The sequence below is a fragment of the Bradyrhizobium sp. CCGUVB23 genome (assembly GCF_024199885.1).
GTDB lineage: Bacteria > Pseudomonadota > Alphaproteobacteria > Rhizobiales > Xanthobacteraceae > Bradyrhizobium.
In genome coordinates this window covers 5,410,139-5,430,724 of the sequence record NZ_JANADQ010000001.1, presented here as the reverse complement: position 1 = coordinate 5,430,724, position 20,586 = coordinate 5,410,139, and the positions used below count along the sequence as shown (strand labels likewise).

At 56.6% G+C, this 20,586-nt stretch carries 18 protein-coding genes and 1 tRNA gene; 3 read left to right on the top strand and 16 right to left on the bottom strand.

The features are described from left to right. Positions 1-252 precede the first annotated feature (252 nt). Complete coding sequence (locus tag NLN62_RS25145; RefSeq protein ID WP_371933020.1) at positions 253-1,047, top strand: IclR family transcriptional regulator; 795 nt, start codon at positions 253-255, stop codon at positions 1,045-1,047. Between the two features lie 37 nt (positions 1,048-1,084). On the opposite strand, the gene NLN62_RS25140 is transcribed toward NLN62_RS25145, so the two are convergent. The 14 genes from NLN62_RS25140 to NLN62_RS25075 all read right to left on the bottom strand — a co-directional run bounded on the left by NLN62_RS25140 (position 1,085) and on the right by NLN62_RS25075 (position 16,262). Further along, positions 1,085-1,855, bottom strand: a complete 771-nt coding sequence (locus tag NLN62_RS25140; protein WP_254110607.1) for an amino acid ABC transporter ATP-binding protein — start codon at positions 1,853-1,855, stop codon at positions 1,085-1,087. Between the two features lie 46 nt (positions 1,856-1,901). Next, positions 1,902-2,543 (bottom strand): amino acid ABC transporter permease, encoded by a 642-nt coding sequence (locus tag NLN62_RS25135; protein ID WP_254110606.1) that lies wholly within the window; start codon positions 2,541-2,543, stop codon positions 1,902-1,904. A 9-nt stretch (positions 2,544-2,552) separates the two neighbouring features. Continuing rightward, positions 2,553-3,209 (bottom strand): amino acid ABC transporter permease, encoded by a 657-nt coding sequence (locus tag NLN62_RS25130; protein WP_254110605.1) that lies wholly within the window; start codon positions 3,207-3,209, stop codon positions 2,553-2,555. A gap of 64 nt (positions 3,210-3,273) precedes the next feature. After that, the gene (locus NLN62_RS25125; RefSeq protein ID WP_254110604.1) at positions 3,274-4,140 is read right to left on the bottom strand and encodes a transporter substrate-binding domain-containing protein; all 867 of its coding nucleotides are present in this window, start codon (positions 4,138-4,140) and stop codon (positions 3,274-3,276) included. 121 nt (positions 4,141-4,261) lie between these two features. Beyond that, positions 4,262-4,438, bottom strand: a complete 177-nt coding sequence (locus tag NLN62_RS25120) for a hypothetical protein (protein WP_254110603.1) — start codon at positions 4,436-4,438, stop codon at positions 4,262-4,264. A 1,616-nt stretch (positions 4,439-6,054) separates the two neighbouring features. Next, positions 6,055-7,377, bottom strand: a complete 1,323-nt coding sequence (locus tag NLN62_RS25115; protein ID WP_254110602.1) for an amidohydrolase family protein — start codon at positions 7,375-7,377, stop codon at positions 6,055-6,057. 157 nt (positions 7,378-7,534) lie between these two features. Continuing rightward, positions 7,535-8,428 carry an amino acid ABC transporter substrate-binding protein gene (locus NLN62_RS25110; RefSeq protein WP_254110601.1) on the bottom strand — a complete coding sequence of 298 codons (894 nt, stop codon included), beginning with the start codon at positions 8,426-8,428 and terminating at the stop codon, positions 7,535-7,537. 878 nt (positions 8,429-9,306) lie between these two features. Next, entirely contained in the window at positions 9,307-9,879 is a 573-nt protein-coding gene (gene gfa / locus NLN62_RS25105) for an S-(hydroxymethyl)glutathione synthase (protein ID WP_254110600.1), read from the bottom strand. Positions 9,880-9,911: 32 nt separating this feature from the next. Then, the gene (locus NLN62_RS25100) at positions 9,912-11,024 is read right to left on the bottom strand and encodes an S-(hydroxymethyl)glutathione dehydrogenase/class III alcohol dehydrogenase (protein WP_254113674.1); all 1,113 of its coding nucleotides are present in this window, start codon (positions 11,022-11,024) and stop codon (positions 9,912-9,914) included. Positions 11,025-11,108: 84 nt separating this feature from the next. Continuing rightward, positions 11,109-12,533 carry an aspartate ammonia-lyase gene (locus tag NLN62_RS25095; protein WP_254110599.1) on the bottom strand — a complete coding sequence of 475 codons (1,425 nt, stop codon included), beginning with the start codon at positions 12,531-12,533 and terminating at the stop codon, positions 11,109-11,111. A gap of 54 nt (positions 12,534-12,587) precedes the next feature. Beyond that, the gene (locus NLN62_RS25090) at positions 12,588-13,355 is read right to left on the bottom strand and encodes an amino acid ABC transporter ATP-binding protein (RefSeq protein WP_305881680.1); all 768 of its coding nucleotides are present in this window, start codon (positions 13,353-13,355) and stop codon (positions 12,588-12,590) included. 58 nt (positions 13,356-13,413) lie between these two features. After that, the gene (locus NLN62_RS25085; RefSeq protein ID WP_254110598.1) at positions 13,414-14,109 is read right to left on the bottom strand and encodes an amino acid ABC transporter permease; all 696 of its coding nucleotides are present in this window, start codon (positions 14,107-14,109) and stop codon (positions 13,414-13,416) included. Then, entirely contained in the window at positions 14,106-14,897 is a 792-nt protein-coding gene (locus NLN62_RS25080; RefSeq protein ID WP_254110597.1) for an amino acid ABC transporter permease, read from the bottom strand. Before NLN62_RS25080 ends, NLN62_RS25085 begins: the two co-directional genes overlap by 4 nt. Before the next feature lie 204 nt (positions 14,898-15,101). Beyond that, on the bottom strand, positions 15,102-16,262 hold the full coding sequence (locus tag NLN62_RS25075) for an aminotransferase class V-fold PLP-dependent enzyme (RefSeq protein ID WP_254110596.1): 1,161 nt from the start codon (positions 16,260-16,262) through the stop codon (positions 15,102-15,104). 188 nt (positions 16,263-16,450) lie between these two features. Here NLN62_RS25075 and NLN62_RS25070 point away from each other — a divergent pair, with 188 nt between their 5' ends. Then, on the top strand, positions 16,451-17,248 hold the full coding sequence (locus NLN62_RS25070) for an IclR family transcriptional regulator (RefSeq protein WP_254110595.1): 798 nt from the start codon (positions 16,451-16,453) through the stop codon (positions 17,246-17,248). A gap of 431 nt (positions 17,249-17,679) precedes the next feature. Beyond that, a complete protein-coding gene (locus NLN62_RS25065) occupies positions 17,680-19,311 on the top strand; it encodes a methyl-accepting chemotaxis protein (RefSeq protein WP_254110594.1) in 1,632 nt (543 codons plus the stop codon). A 376-nt stretch (positions 19,312-19,687) separates the two neighbouring features. On the opposite strand, the gene NLN62_RS25060 is transcribed toward NLN62_RS25065, so the two are convergent. Both NLN62_RS25060 and NLN62_RS25055 read right to left on the bottom strand, forming a co-directional pair. Next, positions 19,688-19,792: transfer RNA gene (locus NLN62_RS25060), tRNA-Ser, on the bottom strand. Between the two features lie 48 nt (positions 19,793-19,840). After that, positions 19,841-20,080, bottom strand: coding sequence for a hypothetical protein (locus NLN62_RS25055; protein WP_254110593.1), 240 nt, complete (start codon positions 20,078-20,080; stop codon positions 19,841-19,843). Between the last annotated feature and the right edge of the window lie 506 nt (positions 20,081-20,586).

Sequence of the window (20,586 nt, the reverse complement as noted above, 5' to 3'; positions counted from 1 at the left end):
GAAATCGCAACAATCGGATATTTTCTTTTCAAAAAATGGGAATTGACTAAACTCTCCCTGAGTGTACTTAGCTATCTTGCAACGCACCATCTTGGTGCGAAGTCGCTAGAAACCCTTTGGATTCACTCCGTCTTTGCTTGCGTCGAGTTTTGCCCTTGCCGTCGGTCGCATTGCCCCATTCCGTTTTTTGAGATTTCGCTAGCGTTCTGACTATTCCGCGTTAGGCTCCCGCTTGCACCCCTGGATTCCCACTTGGAACGGCTGATGCTCACTGACTCCCTCGAAGGTCCGCTTGGCCGCGCATTGGCGGTTATTGAATTCATTGCAAGTCGGCATCGAGCCGTCACGATAGCGGAGGTCGCAGACGCACTTGACCTGCCGATCGCAACCACCCACCGAATAACGAGCAATTTGGAGCGTCAGGGCCTTCTCCAACGCTCCCTCACTTCGAAGAGGCTCCTCATCGGCAACAAGATGCTACTTCTTGGAGCGAGTGCAGTTGGCGCCGGGCTTCGCACGGCCACTCGACATGCGATTCTGCAACGGGTGTCCGAGAAAATTGGTGAGCAGTGCGAGATCGGCGTGGTCCGCGACAATCTTGTTAGCTACGTAGACAGCGTCAGGAAGAAACCATCCACAGGGCTGCAGTTTGATCCCGGAGCTAGCGTGCCGATTCACTGCACTTCGACTGGAAAGATCTACCTAAGCCAACTCGCCCGCCGCGCTCGCGAAACGCTCATTCGATCGCTAACGCTACACGCCTATACGGAACGGACGATTACTGATCCTGACGATCTCTTGGAGATAGTTGAGCGCACGAGAGAGCGCGGTTGGGCCAAATCGAATGAAGAATTCGTTAAGGGTGTCGTGGGGTGCGCTGTACCTATATTTGGACCGGATCAAATGTTACTCGCCTGCGTAGGGATCTCGGCACCGGTTGCACGAATCACCTTTGAAGATCTCGACGACATTATTTCCATACTCAAGGACGCGTCGTCGGAGCTTTCGGCGGCTATCATCGATGACGAGCTTTCTGAGGACGTTTGAAGTCTCCTGGACTAGCAGCGCATTGTCCGGCCCTTTCTCACAGGAGATAGGCATCGCGATATCGCCGAAGGAAAGCTTGCAGCCGCTCTGATTTCGGTGAACCGAATATCTCTCCAGGAGGGCCCTGTTCGACAATCGATCCACTGTCCATGAAGACGACGTGGTGAGCGACGTCACGCGCAAACTGCATTTCGTGGGTCACAATGATCATTGTCATCCCCTCGTCCACGAGTTGCTTCATGACGGCAAGGACCTCACCCACAAGCTCCGGGTCAAGCGCCGACGTCACTTCGTCGAAGAGCATAACTTTCGGCTCCATTGCGAGCGCTCGTGCTATCGCTACTCGCTGCTGCTGCCCACCCGAGAGGCGGGCCGGATAGGCATCGAGCTTGTGCCCAAGGCCAACGCGATCGAGGAGAATTCGGGCCTTGGCTTCTGCCTCGCTGCGGGGAATGTGCTTCACGCGGATGGGCGCAATGGCGACGTTTTCGAGCGCGGTCATATGAGGAAACAAATTGAAGCTCTGAAATGCCATGCCGATATGCGAGCGGCTCGCTGCGATTTCGCGTTCCGAGCGCCTCATTCGCCCCCCATCCTGGGTGACCCGGTATCCAATGGCTTCGCCGTCCACCAAGATCTCTCCGGCCTGGAATTCCTCGAGGAGGTTGATGCATCGAAGTAGCGTGGTCTTTCCAGATCCGGACGGTCCGATCAGCGCGACCGCGTTGTTTCGATCGACCGCCAGCGAGACGTCGCGAAGTACCGCCAAGTTGGCGTAGGATTTGCTGACACTCCGGATTTCGACCATTTTTCGACCTGTCGCTTCGGATCGGAGATCGAGTTCCTTTGAGATGTCAGTGTTCATAGCGAAGCCGCCTTTCCAGGTGCCGCCCGTAGAGGGACAGGCCATAGCAGATGAAGAAATAAATCGCCGCAACGCCGCCGAAGATTTGGAAGACCGAAGCCGTGCGCTCCACCACTTGGCGCCCGGCCATTGTGAGTTCCCAGATTCCGATGACCGAGACGAGTGACGTACCCTTGATGAGCATGATGCAGGTATTGATCAGGGGTGGTCCGGCGAGCCGAACCGCTTGCGGGAATATCACGGTCAACAGCATCAACGAGGGCCGCATGCCGACGGCACGAGCCGCGTCCCATTGGCCTCTCGGCACCGCAATAATAGCTGCGCGGATCACCTCGGCCATGAATGCCGCATAGTAGATGGCGATGACGAAGATGCCTCCGAGTAACGGAGACAGATTTATGCCCGCGTAAGGCAGTATGTAGTACATCGCGAATAGGAGAACCAGGAGAGGGACACCACGCACAACGTATAGATAAAGCCGCGCAAGCGAGCGCGCGGCGACATTCCCGAATATCTGCAGCAGCGCGATGGCTACGCCGATAATGGCGGCGAGAATAGCGCTTGCAATCGACAGGGCGAGGGTGACAACGGCGGCCTCTAGCAGATAGGAGAGATTTGATGCCAGAATCATTTTTGCGCCCTATTGAGGGATAGCGAGCCGTCGCTCGGTGATGCGAAGCAGCCCAGCAACAATCGAGGTCATTACTAGGTAGAAGATGGCGAGCGTGGCAAACGTCTCATAGGCTGCGGCAGTGCGATCCGTGATGAGCGTTGCCGCATGCATGAGTTCCGCGACGGATATCGCCGAGACAAGAGACGTATCCTTTATGATTGTGACGAATTGATTTGAAATCGGTGGAATGATGCGACGCATTGCCTGCGGTAGAATCACGACACGCAGGACAAGCAATTGGGTCATCCCTAGGGCCTTGGCGCCTTCTACCTGCTTCGGGCTGATAGACTGGATGCCTGCCCGATAGATTTCGGCGAGATAGCCGCCATTCTGAAGCGATAAGGCGATCAATCCCGCAACGAAACCTGAGAGGGGGAAACCCGCCAAGCCCGAGCCAAAGTAGATAAAATACATCTGCACCAGCACCGGCGTATTGCGGACCACCTCAATGTAGGCACCTGCTGCCGCGGACAATGGTCTGAAATGAGCCATGCGAGCGAGGGCAATTGCAAGTCCCCACACGAGCGCAAACGCCATTGCCAATAGTGAGAGCTCAGACGTCGTGATGGCGCCGTCGAAAAATACCGGCAGGTTTTGCCAGATCAATCGCAAATCGAAGAACACGTCAGATCCCCGCCGTATGCACCAATCGGATTGAGGCTGGCGAGTTATTCGCCAGCCTCGCCAATTACCCCTTAGTTGCTTGCGTGTAGAAGCGAGACGGCGGCGGATCTTTGCCGAACCATTTGCGGAAGGTTGCGGCATATTGATCGTACAGCGACCCCGTCCGAAGCTCCCCTACGATCGTGTCCAGATAGAGCCACCACGTAAAGTCACCAGGCTTCATGAAGATGGCATTGTTCTGCACGTTGGTGAGCAAGTCTGGCAGCACTTTCAGGTCATTGTTCTGAAGAGCGTACCAATCTGCAAGCTGCGTATCCATCTGCATAGCGGTAGCTTGGCCCGATTGCACAGCAAGGTACATCGCGCTTGGAGTGTCAAAGGTCAGGATCTTCAGCTTCGGCAGGTAGCGCTTCGCACGGTCATGCATCTGGGGATTGCTCAGATTGGCCAGAGTGAACTTTTCATTGTTCAGCTCCGAGACGGTATTGACGTTGGCATCCTTCCGCACAAGCACGGAGATGCTCGAATCCTCGTACGGCCGCGTGAACGCAACGCGAAGAGCGCGATCCGGATAGATCGTCGTGTCGGCGATACCGAAATCGGCTTTCCCCGACAGAACCGCCGGCCACCGCCCCTCGCTCGTGACCGGGACGAACTCAACCTTTTTCTCGTCGCCGAGCAGCGCTTTAGCTATGATCCTCGCGATGTCGATATCGAAGCCGACAAGCTCGCCCTTTTCGTTAGTGAAGCAGTGCGGGGGATTTGTATTATTGGTCGCGACGACGAGCGTCCCGCGCTTCACAACCGCCTCGAGCCGAGATTCTTGCGCCTGCAGGGGAGTTGGAAGGCTGGCGAGAACTGCAAATGCCAAGAGCACGAAAGCCAGCAAAGCCTTGCCCATGCGAGGCGTCGGGGTTCTTAACGTCTTCATCTAAATCCTCCATTTTGGTTACTCTTCCGATTAGGTGCGCCGCATTCGTCCGCATCTATATGAGCACCCAGTGGTAGCGGACGGATCCTTAGACGGGCTGCAGCGCAGCCGGCATGGCAGTTCAGGTCACGACGGCAAACGACGCCAAACCACGCACGAAGACGCCCATCAGTCGATCGACGGCGCGCTCCGCTCTTGGCTCTTGCTCGAAGTTCGTCGCACAGCGACTGCTCGCCTCGACGACCGCTTCACTGAAGTTCGAATGAACCCGCGACGTGTTCTGGGAGACCAAATCCATCAGCGCTTCCTCAAATTCTCATATTTCGAGATTATTTTTTCCATTCTCAGACAAGTGTCATCTAGAGTCAACTGGAATTACCCCCCCCCCGCTCCAGCGTGTGGCCTTGTGCAGACCTAGCCTTGGGGGGTGGTTGCGTAAAACGCTGCAGGAGGAGGCGCGATGGAGAATGCGAGCAGAAATGCCGATGCGGCTTTGGCGCGCGCTTCCGCGAGCCTTGATTACCCTGTCTCGGCAGCTAAGACCGTATGGTCGACCGCAGCTACAGCGATATGGTGCAGCGGTACGGCATGGGCGGCATCCTGGCACGGAGGCCTGGGTCGGAATCATCGAGCGCTGACTGTTGGGCGAACGCGCAATCAAAAGTCTTACAGCCTGGCCGAACTTAACGGGGCGATCGCCGAGAGACGCACCAAGCTCCGGGGCGGACGGGTGCTGCATCAGCATGGTCGCACACAACGCCGGTTGTTCGAGGAAATTGATACGGCAAACCTGAATCGCTTCCGCGCGAGCCGCGGGTCCACGCGGTATTACGCCGATGCCGGCTCGCAGAACCCTCTCGCTGCGCCGGCCGAGAGATAGACGGGTTCCGTGCGCGACCGGTTGAAATCTTCGTGGCGGGCGAATTACCGCGCGCACGAGCCGCAGTAGCAACGGGCAGCACACGATCAACCCACGTACCTTTCAGCCACCGACGCTAAGTGAATGCCGGCAAAGATCCGCAGCGAGGCAAGGTGGATCGGCCCGACGTTGCATTGCTGGTCAATTGGATCATCGGGCATCGGCCGCGTCCCTAACAGGGCTATCATCCGGCTCAAGACGCGCTGGCGACGGCCGCCACGAGGTGGCCAAGCTGCGCGCGACTGATATCCAGGCTCGCAGGTGAGAACGTCAAATAGATGCTCGACAAGAGCCTCGATCGCGTCCCAACGCCTGCGTCCCCGAGCCTGACTCGATCATACACACCTACATCAGGAGGACGATTTTTATCACCAACAAAAGAAAGGGCTGACACACGTCACATTCCACTTGGTTAGCCAGCTCGACCTTACCGGCACGGCCGAGCCTTAGCGAACGCTACCGACAACATGAATGGTCAGGGCCGCGCAGGCCTAGTAGGCGGGCGCTTCTTCGCAAGTCGAGGAGTATCGCGTCCCATGGAGAGAATGATCAAGACATTATGTGGGCGGCAAAGCACTCAATTACCGCGAAGTCGTGCGTTGCAGGGATGGCGTCCTCACATAGAGGATATCGCGCTTCAAGACTTCTTGCGCCGACGAAGCGGCGGGGTCGACATCAACGCCGTGATCACCCCCACGCCGCCAACGAGCCCAATTCCATTCGTCCGGAAGTTTGATTTCAGCGAGCATCGTCGCGCCCCGTTCTTCCGTCCTCTTCGGCTCCGGTTCAACCGACGCCGCAATAAACCGGGGTCCTGCGTCGGTGACGCCCAACGATTCAGGAGCCTCCGGCCGCGCCACTCGAACAGATGACTAACAGTCCGTGGCGACGGCAATGACAAAAACGGAGCGCCGCTGATATAGGTCCTGCGCTCTGTCCCGCTCGCTCTGCACAAACGCGTGTTGGAATCAAATGCCGCGGCGTCCATGTCCCGTTCAAGGATGCGTCGCATCCTCTCGACGCCCTTTCCGAAAGAACTGAAGTGCGTTGCCGCGCATGATCCGGTCAATCAGGTCACGAGTGTCCTCTAGCGCGATCCAGCCTTCGGCGACCAATTGCGAGAGTGCCTGCGCGATTCCGCGGCGCGCTATGAGCGCATGGCCATAAATGGGCTCGACAGCGACATAGTCGCCGCCGAATGTGAAGATCTTATTGGACGGAACCGCCATCAGAAACTCCTTCAGAAAACGAACGCATGCCACGGGATTGATAATCCATGCCCAACACATGTCGATAGCTGCGTTAGGATAATGTTTGGCGAGCGCGATGAACTCATGCTCATATGGGTAGCCGATATGCATCAGGACGAATCGAGTGCCCGGAAAGTCCTGCAACAGGCGGCAGACATCTGCAGCATTGTTCTGGACACGAGCGAGCTGCATCAGGCCGTAGCCGGCCACCACGCCAGTGTGCAGTTTGACCGGCAGGCCGTATTCGCCGGCCTTGCCGACGCAATAGCGGAACAGATAATCTTGCAGCGACTTCAGATCCTCAGGTCCGAGCGGGTGAAATAAGCCTGCTCTGTCTGCATGATGGGGAAAGAGCCTTGACGCATGCGCTTTGGTGACCGGTTCGAAATTGAGAGCGCGCGAATAGGCAATTTGCGATTTTACAGCCACGGCTTTAGCGCCGTATGTCGCGAAATAGAAGTCGATGACTTCGAGCCACTCTTCCAGCGTAGTTGGGCGTTTGCCGGTCTCCGCTTCCACCCACGCAAAGTCAGCAACGCTGCATCGGCAAAATTGAAGAATGCTTATGTCGTGATGGAGTAGCCTTGGCTGCTCGGTCTCCATGAAGATTCGCTGCAGCGAATTGACATGACAGCCCTCAATGTTCGCCAGGCGCAGGAGGCGTGCGTAAAAGCCGGGTTGAATGGTTTCGCGGTATTTCTCGGCAATGCGGGGAAAGCTCTCATCAGTCAGGTCGTTCTCACCGTAAACGCCGCGAAACGTATGGCGCAGCGCCTGTGCGTAACCAGTGTGGCGAATTTTTTTCCAATAGGGAGCTACCAGCCGATATTTTTCCTGGCTTGTAGCTTCCGGCCCGAGAAACCTTTGTAGGTCATTTGCTGGCAGCCCAGCAACCACCAGATCCTCGGCAACATAAGACCTGAATAGGTAGGCCCAGTCGTCGCACGGCATCGTTCGGGGATGGATCGCCCCGGAAAGGCGCTGACTTTCTTCAATGAGATGCTCATGGGTGTCTACAAACGGCGTCTCCTCCACCCATTGGGCGATTTGTCGATCAGAGTCGGTCATTGCCTCCCAGACAATCGCAGCTCTACTTGTCATATTCGACTCCTTTTGGACAAAGACAGTTGCTTGCGTCCGCATTCGCAGCAAGCATTGGATCACATCGTACACTCGGCGTTCGCGATCTTATCGAGTCGATACCCTCGCGGCGCCGCCGGCAAGATCAATAGTCGACGACATCACTAGGGTGGGCAACGCGCTCTCTAAGCGCGTCTGTCATTGGGAAGTCGAGATTGGTGTTCTTTGGCGGGATCGCAGCCATAAACCATTTGTCGTAGATCTTCGTGAACTCGCCGGAAGCCATGAGCCTAGAAAGAACGTCGTCGACTATCTTCTTGAAATCGGAATCGTTCTTCGAGAACATCAGACCGTAATAGTAAATAGTGCCATAGTTCGCCTTTAGGAAAGCGAGATCCGCAGGATTCGAATACTCCGCCTTCATGCCGGCCAAGAGAATGTCGGCCTCCACCCAGGCCGCTGCACGGCCGGTGGTCAATAGCAGCAACGATTCCGCATGGTCTTTGGCTTGCGCGATCGTAAGGTTGAGACCCTCCTTCTGCGAAATGCTTTTCGCAATATCGAGCGCGTCGGAGCCTTGTGTGACGACAATAGTCTTTCCTTTCAAGTCGTTCGGCGCCTTGAGTCCGCTCGACGCCTTTGCGAGCCACGCCGTTTGACTGGCGAAAGTTGAAACGCTGAATGAGACCTGCTCCAGACGCTGCTTGCTGCTAGCGGTGCCGCCGCACTCGATATCGATCGTGCCGTTCTGGATTAGCGGGATACGGTTGGACGAGTTGACCGGCGTGAGCTTTATTTGAAGGTCTGGAGTGCCGAGATCGGCTTTCAGACGATCAACGACGTGGGCACATAGGTCCAAGGAAAAGCCAACAGGCTTCTGGTCGACACCAAGATACGAAAACGGAATCGAAGCTTCGCGATAGCCAATGGTGATCGCCCGTTTCGATTTGATGTTGTCGAGGGTCGGACCCGCCTGGGCCATGGAGGCCGTAAACACGGTGATCACCGTCGCAGAAAGCAGTGTAAACATTCTAGCCATGGGATTCCTCTCGCTCAGGTGAGACGCGCCTTATGGGTCTTGGGGTGACGTGTGCTTTGCCGCGCGACCCTTGTACGCTCAGGCCCCGCTAGAGTTGAAGACTTCCAGCAATCGGCAGACTGCCCTGCCCTTAGTCCTCGAACTTGGGAAGCATAAGATCCGCTCATTTTCGGCACCGCACACGAACCGGGCAGCACTCAGTCGTGGCCAAATGATAGGCTATGCGACGCCTTCAAGGCGACAAAAATATCAGTTTGCGAGTATATATATTCCGAAAATTGATAATTCTTTTTCAGAGTTGACGACTCCAGATCGAAAGTTCCGCGCGTGAGGCGCGATCATATGCGATCGGGAACGCCGAAGTCCGAGCGACCGGGTTTCCTATTTTCGCCAAATAGGTGATTTCGTACTTCGAAATCCACGTCGTCTTCGAGGGCTACGTTCTCTTCGAGCATCTTCTTGAGCACAGAGGAGGCGTTTGCAGAGGCCCCCGGCGCCAACCAAGCTTGCGGCATGGTTGAGATCGAGTGGGAACACGTCCGGGTCGAGCCGATTGTGGAGCTGGCGAAGCTTTTGATGGCGCTGTCGGCGCTTCGAGGCGTCTGTTGAGTGCACAACGGTCCGAGCTCAAGGTAGTGCCGGCGTCACGACCGGTCGACTTTCGCAAAGTCAATGCGCGCCCAAACTCTAACTCTCGCCGGTCCGAAAAAGAATGGCCACCGCGTGCGCGGTGGCCAAGTCAGGGAGGAACTGCAAATGCTGATCAGCAAGCTTGGCCCAGGCATCTCACGATGTGTGTAACGCGGGCAGGTCGTGTCGAAATTCTATTCGAGGCACCCCTATTCACTCGGGATCAGGATGATCTTGCTAGCTCAACCTTAGCGGAGAACACCGCTCTTCTTTGCCGTCCATGTCGCGAGATAGTCCATCAAAGGCGGCGACAAACAGTCGTATGGCTCCAGATCGACGGACCGGAGATCGGACCGAATCCCGTCCATTTCAGACGGGTCTACCCCACCTTCAATGATCGAGGATACAAATGCGGCGAAGGTCGGCCGCGGCCAAACATCATCCTCGAACAATTCCGGGTGGATGAATGAGAGGCCCTTGAAAGCGTGATCGCGCTCGACCGGACCGTGCATATGAACTCCGCATTCTTTGCAGGCGTGGCGTCGGATCAGCGCGCTGGGGTCAACTACGACCAGCTTGTCACCGTTCTCGATCACCGAGACCTGCTCGGTTGGCGCAACAGCAACGACGGAGAAGGCGGCATTGTGCGGCTTCCAGCACTTCGTACAGCCGCAGGCGTGATTGTGCGCAATCGCGCCTGCGACTCTGACCTTGACGGGGCGTTCTTTGCAATGGCAGGCAAGAATGCCTCCCGCGAATGAGGCGCTTCCTGAGCGAGTGCCAGCGTCTTGAATCGTCGGATGTAACAGTCTTTTCGTCATACTCTCCTCCTAGTAAAGCGCGTTGGTCGCTATCAATAGACAATTACCGATCGGATAGACTTGCCTTCATGCATGAGATCGAAGGCTGTATTTATCTTGTCGAGAGGCATCGTGTGGGTGATCAGATCGTCGATCTTGATCTTACCTTCCATGTACCAGTCCACGATCCTCGGCACATCCGTGCGACCGCGCGCACCGCCGAACGCGGTGCCTTTCCACACACGGCCGGTGACGAGCTGGAACGGTCTGGTCGCTATTTCCCTGCCCGCCTCCGCGACACCGATGATGATCGATTCACCCCAACCACGATGACAACATTCGAGCGCTTGTCGCATGACGTTGACGTTACCCGTCGCATCGAAGGAATAGTCGGCGCCCCCTTCCGTCAGATCCAGGATCGCCTGCACGACCTTGTCATTACCGACTTCGGCAGGATTGATGAAATCCGTCATACCGAACTTCTTGGCCATCTCGACCTTGGCCGGATTGATGTCGACGCCAACGATCTTGTCGGCGCCCACCATTCGCGCTCCTTGAATGACGTTTAGACCGATGCCGCCGAGGCCAAAGACCACGACGTTCGATCCCGGACGCACCTTCGCGGTGTAGATCACCGCGCCGATTCCGGTCGTCACACCGCATCCGATGTAGCAGATCTTGTCAAAGGGAGCGTCTTCGCGGACTTTCGCCAAAGCGATTTCCGGCAACACCGTGAAATTCGAGAAGGTCGAGCAACCCATGTAGTGGAAGACTTCGCCTCCGTCGCAGGAGAAGCGGGTTGTCTTGTCAGGCATAAGACCTTGGCCTTGGGTGGCGCGTATCGAAGTGCACAGGTTGGAGCGCTGCGACAGGCAGGTCTTGCACTGGCGACATTCTGGCGTGTAGAGCGGAATGACGTGATCGCCGGGCCTCAACGAGGCCACACCTTCGCCAACCTCGCGCACAATTCCCGCGCCCTCATGGCCGAGAATCGCCGGAAATTTACCTTCCGAGTCCAGCCCCGACAGCGTGTAGGCGTCCGTGTGGCAAACACCTGTCGCTTTGATCTCGACCAGCACCTCTCCCGGTCGGGGACCGCCGATTTCGATCGATTCTATCGATAGAGGCTTCTTGGCTTCCCAAGCGACGGCAGCTCTGGATTTCATACATGCTCCTTCCACTAACAAATTCTGCAAGACAACCATCACAATGGGTCGTCCAGTGATCCTTCTTCGATCAGTGATCGCGATCTATGATGCCACTCGCGCGCGCGTCGGCCTGGTAAGACGATGCGGATCAGTCGTCTGGGCAATCAAATCCGGGGAAAGATCCGGCTGGTCGTCGAGCACCTCGCGAATTGTCTTGCCCGAGATAAGCACTTCCTTTGCGAGCTCGGCCGCACGCTCATAGCCGATCGCTGGCGTGAGAGCCGTCGCAACGGCAGTGCTGGCCTCAAGGTGTCTCCGACATACTTGCACATTGGCCGAGATCCCGTTGACGCACCTCGTGCGCAGCACCTCGATCGCATTCGTCAAAAGCTCGAGAGAGTGAAGAATATTGTATGCAATCACGGGCTCCATGACGTTCAATTGGAGCTGCCCCGCCTCAGCAGCAAGCGTGATTGTTAGATCGTAGCCGATAACCTGGAATGCGACCTGATTGACGACCTCTGGCACCACTGGATTGACTTTTCCGGGCATGATTGACGAGCCAGGCTGAAGCGGCGGCAGATTGATTTCGTTTAATCCTCCCCGCGGTCCGCTAGAAAGCAGTCTTAGGTCGTTGCAGATCTTGGATAACTTAGTCGCGGTTCGCTTGAGCATCCCGGAGAACAAAACAAAGGCTCCGGTATCCCAACAGGCTTCGATCAGATTGCCGGCGGCCACGAGCGGCAGACCCGATATCTTGCAAAGCTCTGAAACGGCAAGCGCTTGATAGTCGGGGTTAGTATTGATGCCGGTACCGATCGCCGTTCCTCCAAGATTGATCTCCTGGAAGAAGGCGGCGATCTCTCCAAGCCGCGAGACATCCTCGCGAAGAGTCGTCGCGAAGGCTTGGAATTCCTGCCCCAAAGTCATGGGGACGGCATCCTGCAATTGCGTTCGGCCGAGCTTGATCACTTCGTTGAAGGAAGCCGCCTTTTCCTCGAAGGCAATCGCGAGGCGTTCAAGCGCAGCCTGGAGCTGACCATGGGACAGGAGAATCGCGAGCCGGATTGCCGTCGGGTAGACATCATTCGTGGACTGCGACAGGTTAACATCGTTGTTGGGGTGCACGACGTCGTATCGCCCCCGCGGCAATCCCATGATTTCGAGCGCGCGATTTGCGATCACCTCGTTCATGTTCATGTTGGTCGACGTTCCCGCTCCTCCCTGGAAGACGTCGAGCGGAAATTCTCTCAACAGCGCTCCTCTCGCTATTTCGCTGCAAACCTCGCAGATTACATCGGCCTTGTTTTGCTCCAGGTCCCCTAGACGCGCATTTGCCCTTGCTGCGGCCATCTTCACGAATGCCAGCGCCTTGATGAACGTGGGAAAGTGATTGATCGGAATACCTGAGATCGGGAAATTTGCGATCCCACGCGCGGTCTGCGGTCCGTAGTAGGCTTTGACCGGGATCGTCACCGGGCCAAGGGAATCGCTTTCGATGCGCTCTGTGGGCGATGCGCTCGTCATATCAAACTCTCGTTGTTGTCGTGCTTTTCAGGGAAGACCGCGCGGACCGCGGCCTCAGTGAATAATCTGGTTGAGGAAAGCCTTCGCACGTTCCGTGTTTGGCGCGCGAAAGAAGGTGCTCGGATCGCTCTCTTCCACGATTGAGCCGCGATCCATAAAGACCACGCGACCCGCAACTTCTCGGGCGAAGCCCATTTCGTGCGTGACGCAGACCATCGTCATCCCGTCCTGCGCGAGCTCAACCATGGTCTCGAGTACCTCTTTGACCATTTCCGGGTCGAGGGCAGAAGTCGGTTCGTCGAACAGCATAATCTTGGGCTGCATACACAAGGCGCGGGCTATCGCGACACGCTGCTGCTGACCGCCCGACAATTGCGCGGGGTACTTTTGGGCTTGATCGTGGATCCGGACCTTCTTTAGCAGCACCATCGCCCGGTCATGCGCTTCAGATTGAGCAAGACCCCTGACTTTCATCGGCGCCAACATGCAATTTTCGACCACCGAAAGATGAGGAAACAGGTTGAAGCTCTGAAAGACCATTCCGACCTCACAGCGCACGCTATTGATATCTCGAATCCGGTCCGTCAGTTCGATACCATCGACGACTATCCGGCCGGAATCGTGCTTTTCGATATGATTGATGCAGCGGATCAGCGTTGACTTTCCGGAACCCGACGGCCCGCAGAGCACAATCTTTTCTCCTTTCGCGACCTTGAGGTTGACGTCGCTCAGGGCATTGAAGCTGCCGAACCGCTTGACGAGATGCTCTACGACAACCATCGGGAACCGGTCGGCTGGGCTAACTGCGCGCTCTTGCTGCATGCTGGTCTCACAGGGTTGCAGAGCCTAAGGGACGAGGGGCCGTCAGATGACCGATTGACTACCGGTTTGCGCCTGTGATCGCGTACCTCTTGCGTAGCGAGGCGACGAATTGGGACGCTGCGGAACTAATGATGAGATAAACGACGGCCACTGCGAGGTACATCTCGACGAGGCGACCGTTGAGCTGCGCGAGCTTCGAAGCCGCGCCAAGGAGATCAGTGAGCGATAGGACGTAGACGAGGGACGTATCCTGAAACAGAATTATGGTCTGGCTGAGTATGATCGGACTGGCGACCCGGAATACCTGTGGCAGGACGACGTGCCGATATGAATCAAATGTCGACAAAGCGAGAGCCTGACACGCCTCAAATTGTCCTTTGTTCACTGAGCGCAGTCCGACACGGATGATTTCCGAATAGTAGGCTGCCTCGAACAAGCCAAACGTGATGAACGCCGTGTAGGTGGCACCGACTGGGATTGGACGACCATTACCTGACAGGTGACCAAGAACGATGGGCACCAAAAAGAAGAACCAAAACAAAACGAGGATCAGCGGAATCGATCGCATCAGTGCAACGTAGCTACGGACGAGCTGGCTTAGAATGCGGAGCTCAAAGTGCTGCACGAGAGCGAAGAGCGTTCCCAGTATCATTCCAATCAGGAAGGCGGCTACCGTTAAGGAAAGCGAGAACAGCAATCCTGACCACAGATAGGGCCATGCCTGCGCGATAATCGAGAAATCGAGGCCGTTCATTTCGCGACCTCCATGCTGCCAGGCAAGGAACTTTCCAACTTCACGTCGTCAACATCTGACCCCTTGTTTTCCTCAGCCGGTGCGGCACCGGGAATACGCACCGCTTTGTCGATGAACACCATCGTCTGGTAGGCGATCAGAGCCAAAGCGAGATAAATGAGCGTGGCAGCACCGAATGCCGCGAAGGTTTGGAACGTAGCGTCGCTGATTTGGCGCGCCTGAGCGGTCAGCTCCATCAAGCCGATGGTCAGAGCAACGGACGTATTCTTGTAGATGCCCATCACCTCGCTCGTCAGGCTTGGCACGATGAGACGCAGTGCCTGCGGCAAGACGATATGGCGATAGGTCAGATAGCTGCTTAAGCCGAGTGCGGCAGCTGCTTCAGCCTGCCCCTTAGGCAAGGCTTCGATACCGGCGCGTACCTGCTCCGCTATGCGCGCAGCGGTGTACAGGCCCAGGCACCACAGCGCCGGAAAGAAAGATCCCCAAGGCGGAGGGACCTGCTTTATCCAGTCGCCCATAGCACTCGGAAGAAGCTCGGGCAGGACGAAATACCAGAGAAACATCTGCACGAGTACGGGGATGTTTCGGAAGATCTCCACGTATAATCGAGCTAAGGCCCCGAAGAAGGGATTCTGTACGGTTCGACCTATGCCGACGACAAGTCCGATTGCGAACGCAATCCACCAACCGAAGATGGCAAGTGCCAAGGTCCAACCCAGACCCGAAAGAAGCCAGTCGATGTACCGCTGGCCATCCGTGGTCTGCTCAAAAAGAACTCCGAACATCGCGAGCCTCACGATTGCGGGCATGCACAACGGCCATGCTCCGCATGGTCGGTCGTCGTGCGCGCTGCGCCGGTACTAATCGATCGCGTCACCAAAATGCGCGACCCAGCATTCAGTAAGTGGAAAGGCATGTGCTCACCTTTGGGCGGGATCAGGCTGCTGTCCACTTCGCGTGCGGCTTGCCGAGTTACTCCATGCTAAGTCCTAAGCGGCCCTGAATGACTTTTTTGATTGGCGTTCGCGGATGAGATGCACCAGACGATCCACATCGTCGACCGTGTTGAACATGCCGAACGATACACGGATGCCGTCGCGCTCGGGGGAAACACGTACGCCACTCTCTTCGAAGTAGCTGAGCCAATCTGTCGCGGGCAGACCGACGACGTAGATGTGGGGCGAGCGATGTTGCCGCTGACGCGGACCGACGAGACCGATGTCGAGCTCGTCCAGTTGAGCGATGAGATGATCGCCCAGATCGAAGCAATGGTTCTGAATGTTCGTCACGCCGATCTGCTCGATCATGTCGAGCGAGGCCCCCAACGCGTGAATTGCAGGAAGATTGAAGTTTCCAAGCTCGAAGCGTCGCGCGGTGGGAGAAGGCGCCAAGCGGTCGGCACGAGCAATGAGATCGTCAGGAATCTCAGCCAAACTAGCAGCCGCAAGATAGGCAGGCCCCAGCTCCTTCAGGGTCTTGTTCCAATAGAGTAATCCCAGGCCTTGAGGGACGAGCAATCCCTTGTGACTGCCGGAGCCAACGAAGGTTGCCTGGATGGCCTTCGCGTCGATCGGAACGACCCCGATTGCTTGCATGACATCGACGATGAAGTAGAGCTTCTTATCCGCGCAAAGAGCGCCGATGCTCTCGATATCGAAGCGATGCCCGGCGTGGAAGGTGACGTGCGACAACGAGATCGCGCGGGTCTTCTCGTCGATGTGAGGAAGGAAAGTGTCGGCGTTTACGACCTCCGTCATCGGAAGGAAGTCGATCTGGACGCCCTTCTTCTTCAAATTGAGGAAGGCATAAGCGTTGTTGGGATGATCCCCGTGAATCATCAAGACGTTATCGCCGGCTCGCAAAGGCAGCGCGTTCGCCGCGATGTTCATGCTCTCCGATGTGTTCTTCGTGAAGGCAATTTCGTCGGCCGACACCCCAAGGAAACGGGCAACCTTGGCACGTGTTTGCTCGACCCGATCGAGCCACAAGCTTTTCGGTCCGGCCGTCTCCAAACCTTCGCGAAGGAAGGTTTCGATCGCCGCCATTACGGGACGAGCGAGCGGCGCTTGAAAACCGGAGTCCAAGTAGACCATCCTTTCGGCCGCCGGGAACTCCTTGCGCACAGCTTCCACGTCGTAATGACGAGACATTCCCATCTCCTTCTTCAAGCACGTCGCGGCACCGGTCAAATTCAAACCCAAACTGTGCAGCGCACAAACTTAGATCCCAACGGCGGCAGCGCCGACGATATGAACAAACGAAAGACACGTCCAAGGCATTTTTCATATTTCAATTGTATTTACTCCAAAAAATGATAATTATTTCCAAGGAGGTTCGCATGCCAGAGCAAAAAAAGGCGGTTGGGCCACTGGACCGCGCATTTGCCATCGTTCGTTATGTTGCCAACCAGACGAAGGCCGTCTCGATCGCAGAGACCGCCAACGCGCTTTCATTGCCGATTCCGACGGCCCATCGACTTGTCGGAAATTTAGAAGATCGCGGCTTCCTTCAGAAGGCGCTTGGATCGAAGCGCTACGTGGTCGGCAACCAGTTGATCACGCTGTCTGCCAAAGTCATCGGCGCGGCCTTTCGCACAGCACGCCGACATGCGGTACTTCGTGCGGTTGCCGATGAGATTGGCGAACAGTGCGAGATCGGCGTCGTGCGCGACAGCGTCGTCGCTTACGTTGACAGCATACTCGTGTCCCAACCACAGGGACTTCAATTCAATCCCGGCGAGGTTGCTCCACTTCACTGCACCTCGACTGGAAAAATCTACATGAGCCGGTTATCCGAGAGAGCGCGAGAGAAGTTGTGCCGCTCACTCGCCCTGACGCAGTATACCGATAATACTATCATCGATTGCGACACCCTATTGAGGGTTCTCCAAGAGACACGACACCAAGGCTGGGCCAAGACCAATGAGGAATTCGTGAAGGGTGTCGTCGGCTGCGCGGTTCCCATCGTTTCCCCGGACCGAGAGCTGATAGCCTGCCTTGGCGTATCGGTGCCCGTGGCACGAGTCAGCTTTGAAGAGCTCGATCGCTTCATTCCTCCGCTTCTAAAAGCCGCCGTGCTCCTGTCGCAGACAATCCTTCAGACGGACAGCGAGGACGAAACACTCGAGGATACTTGAGAATGAAGATCATCGGCGCCAGTTCTTTGGCGAGGAACAAAGAGAATGGATTTCGTTCGACACGCACCATCATCTTCTTCAGCAAGTTGTTGCGGGTATGGCCTTCGAGGCCCCCTACCCCGCCTATTCTCAGAAATTGAAAGCAAAATACACCGCTTCGTCGAAAGTTTATTGGCGAATCGCAACTCATACCGCCCTACTCGAAAGTAACTAAATCGCTCGCTGGGAAAACTGCCGGATATGGGCATCGATGTCTGCATTAACGCAGCCGCGTAACGAGCGTTCTGTAGCACATCGCCTCGTTACCGGCATAGTTGCTCTTTGCTCGCAGACAAGATGGATTTGGTGAACACTTAGCGAACCAACTCTCCCACGCGCGTTCACGCTAACCGTTGGTTAGAATCGATACTCGCCTCTGAAGAGAATCATGAATGACGCTCCGATTGCGGATGGTCTTCGGCTTCACCATCATCCTTGCTGTTTTTGTTGTCATGGTGGCCGCTACCATGATCGCACTCGCCTCATTTCAGTCAGAAGACAGAATGTTGGCTGCCGACGTGAGCGCACTCAATGCTCTGCGCGATGCCGAAGTCTCCTTGCTGCACGAGGAAGCAGCGCTCGATGGGTATCTCGCCAGCTCTGATGCGGCGCTCAAAGCGGAATTCGAGGGGCCGACGAGGCTTGCAACTGATAAGACCTTTGCGTCCGCCGCCGCTGTCACCTTTAAAGCCGAAGGCAAGATAGAGACACTGTTAAACCGCATCCAAGCCTGGCGCGGGAAGTCAGAGATTGATGTATTGGCCCTTGCCCGTCAAACTACGACTCAGGAGGCTAAAGAAGCCGTACACCAGGATCTAGCCGCAACGATCAAAGATAGCCAGGACGAGATCGCCGCAGCTCAATTGCGCAAGGCGCAAATGGCGAGCCGAATAAGCGCCATCGCATGGGGGGCCACCACGGCGGCTCTGATTATCGCCCTTGCGGCGGCAGGCTGGCTGACTGCCACCGTGCAACGTCCCATCATCGCTTTGATTGCTACGGTCGATGCGTTGGCGGCTGGCGATTTGACTACGATCGTGAGTTGCACAGAGCGCAAAGATGAAATCGGTAGACTGGCACGCAGCATGGAGATCTTCCGGGAAGGCGCGATTGAGAACCGCCGTCTCCAGGAGGAGCAGGAGACATTGAAACAGCGCGCCTCTTTCGAGCGCGCCGGCGTATTGCGTGGTACCGCGGATGCGCTCGACGGACGAATCGCGGGACTTATGGCGACCCTGACCGACCTCAGTTCGGCTCTGAACAGCTCCGTCTCGACAATGAGCGCGGTTGCCGATCGTACAGCAGAGAGTTCGAGCACCGCAACGCGTGCGGCCGAGCAAACCACGGCACACGTAGAGTCCGTGGCTGCAGCAACCACGGAGTTGTTCGCCTCGGGTTCTGAGATCGGACGGCAGGTGGCCCTCTCATCGGAGATATCTCATCAGGCGGCAAAGGAGGCTGAGCAAGCAAAAGCCATCATGAACGGACTTGCGGAAGCCGTCGCACGCATCGGCGAGGTGGTTCAGTTGATCGAGGCGATTACATCCCAAACTAATCTTCTAGCCTTGAATGCGACGATCGAAGCTGCCAAGGCGGGAGAAACAGGCAAGGGCTTTGCCGTCGTCGCCGGAGAGGTCAAGGTACTGGCAAGTCAGACCAAGAACGCCACACAAGAGATCGCCACACAGATCGTTGCGGTTCAGACCGAAACAGACGCCGCTGTGGGCGCTATCCGGCGGATATTCGACGTCATCAATCGAGTTGGCGAAACGACTACATCTATCGTCAGCATTCTCGACGAACAAAATACCGCCATCGGGGACATCAGTCGAAGCGCCGAATCGGCTGCTGCCGGAGCACGCACGGTGGCTGGCCATGTGCTCGAAGTATCCGGCGACGCCGCGACCAGCCGCGGAGCGGCCGATGACGTCTTCCGCACAGTTCAAGATTTGATGGATCGCAATCGCGCCCTTGGCCAAGCGATTACGGCATTCGTCAGCGAGATGCGCCAAGGCGCGCCTTAGCGAGCTTGATGTCTGCTGTCGGACTTGTTAGCACTCGGCGTCGCGCTCGCGTCGTGTCATGAGGATTCTGCCCAGCCGAACAATCAGGTTCGGGTTCTGCAGCGAGCGGTCCCCTGTGGCGACCGGCAGAACAGATTGTCCGATTTTTCGCCCTAGTATCCTATTCTACGACGAGGACGTCATCGAACTTTACCATCGGATCTGCGCGCTGTATCGAATGGGGTGAAGACACATAAGTAAGGAGAAGATGCAGAAACAAAGGAAACGTCGCCCGGTAATCCAGCCGTGTGACGTCCGATCCTAAAACCGTCGCACGAGACCCGTTTTGTTCTCAACAGATATCTGGCGAAGCTATTGGAAACCAAAGATTTTCCTTTGGTGGGCGCACCAGGGCTCGAACCTGGGACCCGCTGATTAAGAGTCAGCCCCGGGTAGAGAACAATCAATGACTTACTGGTCGCACCACTGGGCTTATCCGACCGAAAATGGGCATTCGTCGCAGGATCATATTGCTTCGTTGCACTGCCCGTTAGGTGAGCCTCGTCCGGCGCGGGATGTAGAGCTGGGTGAGCTGACGGTCGGCAGGAACGACGACGAGATAGCCCACCGTCATCTCCATCGCCGGCGCATCTCCCCAGCTATCATTCCGGAACTTGCGGTCGCACGTCGCTGAATAGACGTTTGCGCCATTTTCACGCAGGTGTTGCAAGATTCCATCCAGCTCCTTGGCGAAACCTAGAACCTTGGGGTCAAGCAATGTGGTGCTCATGTCGTCCTCCTATGACCTGAAGCATAGGCCCGCCCCTGCGAGCCGAACACGTGAGAATGCCGACGGCGTGCCGACATTGGGCAAGCCGGCGACGGCGCTCGGCAGGCAAGACATTGAAAATACTGCGCGATTTCCGCCTTCTGAGGCATCATTCCATTGACCCGGCGAGCAGAAGGCCTATCTTGGACATGGGATCGGGAATGCTTGATCGGCGCAGGGCCTCGGTGAACATCGGGGCCCTGTGCTTTGCAGCCGCAGCCGATGCGGCGGCATGCCCGCGCCCTAAACGGCTTTTTTAGACCGGCGCTGCTGAAAGTTGTGCGAGGCCCTTGACGGTCAGGCTAGAATCTCGCCGAGGAAACGGAAGATGGCGAAGAGTGTAAGGGCCCTGATCAACCCGGCCATGCTTGCATGGGCGCGGGAGCAGGCCGGGTTCAGCCCGGACGAGGCGGCGCGCCGTCTCCACTCGACGAAGATCGCCTGAGCGCACTCGAAGAGGGCGACGA

Bases quoted from the DNA above. Each gene is read 5' to 3' on its own strand.
- NLN62_RS25140 (WP_254110607.1), bottom strand. From the start codon at position 1,855: ATGGTCGAAATCCGGAGTGTCAGCAAATCCTACGCCAACTTGGCGGTA.
- NLN62_RS25135 (WP_254110606.1), bottom strand. From the start codon at position 2,543: ATGATTCTGGCATCAAATCTCTCCTATCTGCTAGAGGCCGCCGTTGTC.
- NLN62_RS25125 (WP_254110604.1), bottom strand. From the start codon at position 4,140: ATGAAGACGTTAAGAACCCCGACGCCTCGCATGGGCAAGGCTTTGCTG.
- NLN62_RS25120 (WP_254110603.1), bottom strand. From the start codon at position 4,438: ATGGATTTGGTCTCCCAGAACACGTCGCGGGTTCATTCGAACTTCAGT.
- NLN62_RS25115 (WP_254110602.1), bottom strand. From the start codon at position 7,377: ATGACCGACTCTGATCGACAAATCGCCCAATGGGTGGAGGAGACGCCG.
- NLN62_RS25110 (WP_254110601.1), bottom strand. From the start codon at position 8,428: ATGGCTAGAATGTTTACACTGCTTTCTGCGACGGTGATCACCGTGTTT.
- gfa (WP_254110600.1), bottom strand. From the start codon at position 9,879: ATGACGAAAAGACTGTTACATCCGACGATTCAAGACGCTGGCACTCGC.
- NLN62_RS25100 (WP_254113674.1), bottom strand. From the start codon at position 11,024: ATGAAATCCAGAGCTGCCGTCGCTTGGGAAGCCAAGAAGCCTCTATCG.
- NLN62_RS25095 (WP_254110599.1), bottom strand. From the start codon at position 12,533: ATGACGAGCGCATCGCCCACAGAGCGCATCGAAAGCGATTCCCTTGGC.
- NLN62_RS25090 (WP_305881680.1), bottom strand. From the start codon at position 13,355: ATGCAGCAAGAGCGCGCAGTTAGCCCAGCCGACCGGTTCCCGATGGTT.
- NLN62_RS25085 (WP_254110598.1), bottom strand. From the start codon at position 14,109: ATGAACGGCCTCGATTTCTCGATTATCGCGCAGGCATGGCCCTATCTG.
- NLN62_RS25080 (WP_254110597.1), bottom strand. From the start codon at position 14,897: ATGTTCGGAGTTCTTTTTGAGCAGACCACGGATGGCCAGCGGTACATC.
- NLN62_RS25075 (WP_254110596.1), bottom strand. From the start codon at position 16,262: ATGTCTCGTCATTACGACGTGGAAGCTGTGCGCAAGGAGTTCCCGGCG.
- NLN62_RS25070 (WP_254110595.1), top strand. From the start codon at position 16,451: ATGCCAGAGCAAAAAAAGGCGGTTGGGCCACTGGACCGCGCATTTGCC.
- NLN62_RS25065 (WP_254110594.1), top strand. From the start codon at position 17,680: ATGACGCTCCGATTGCGGATGGTCTTCGGCTTCACCATCATCCTTGCT.
- NLN62_RS25055 (WP_254110593.1), bottom strand. From the start codon at position 20,080: ATGAGCACCACATTGCTTGACCCCAAGGTTCTAGGTTTCGCCAAGGAG.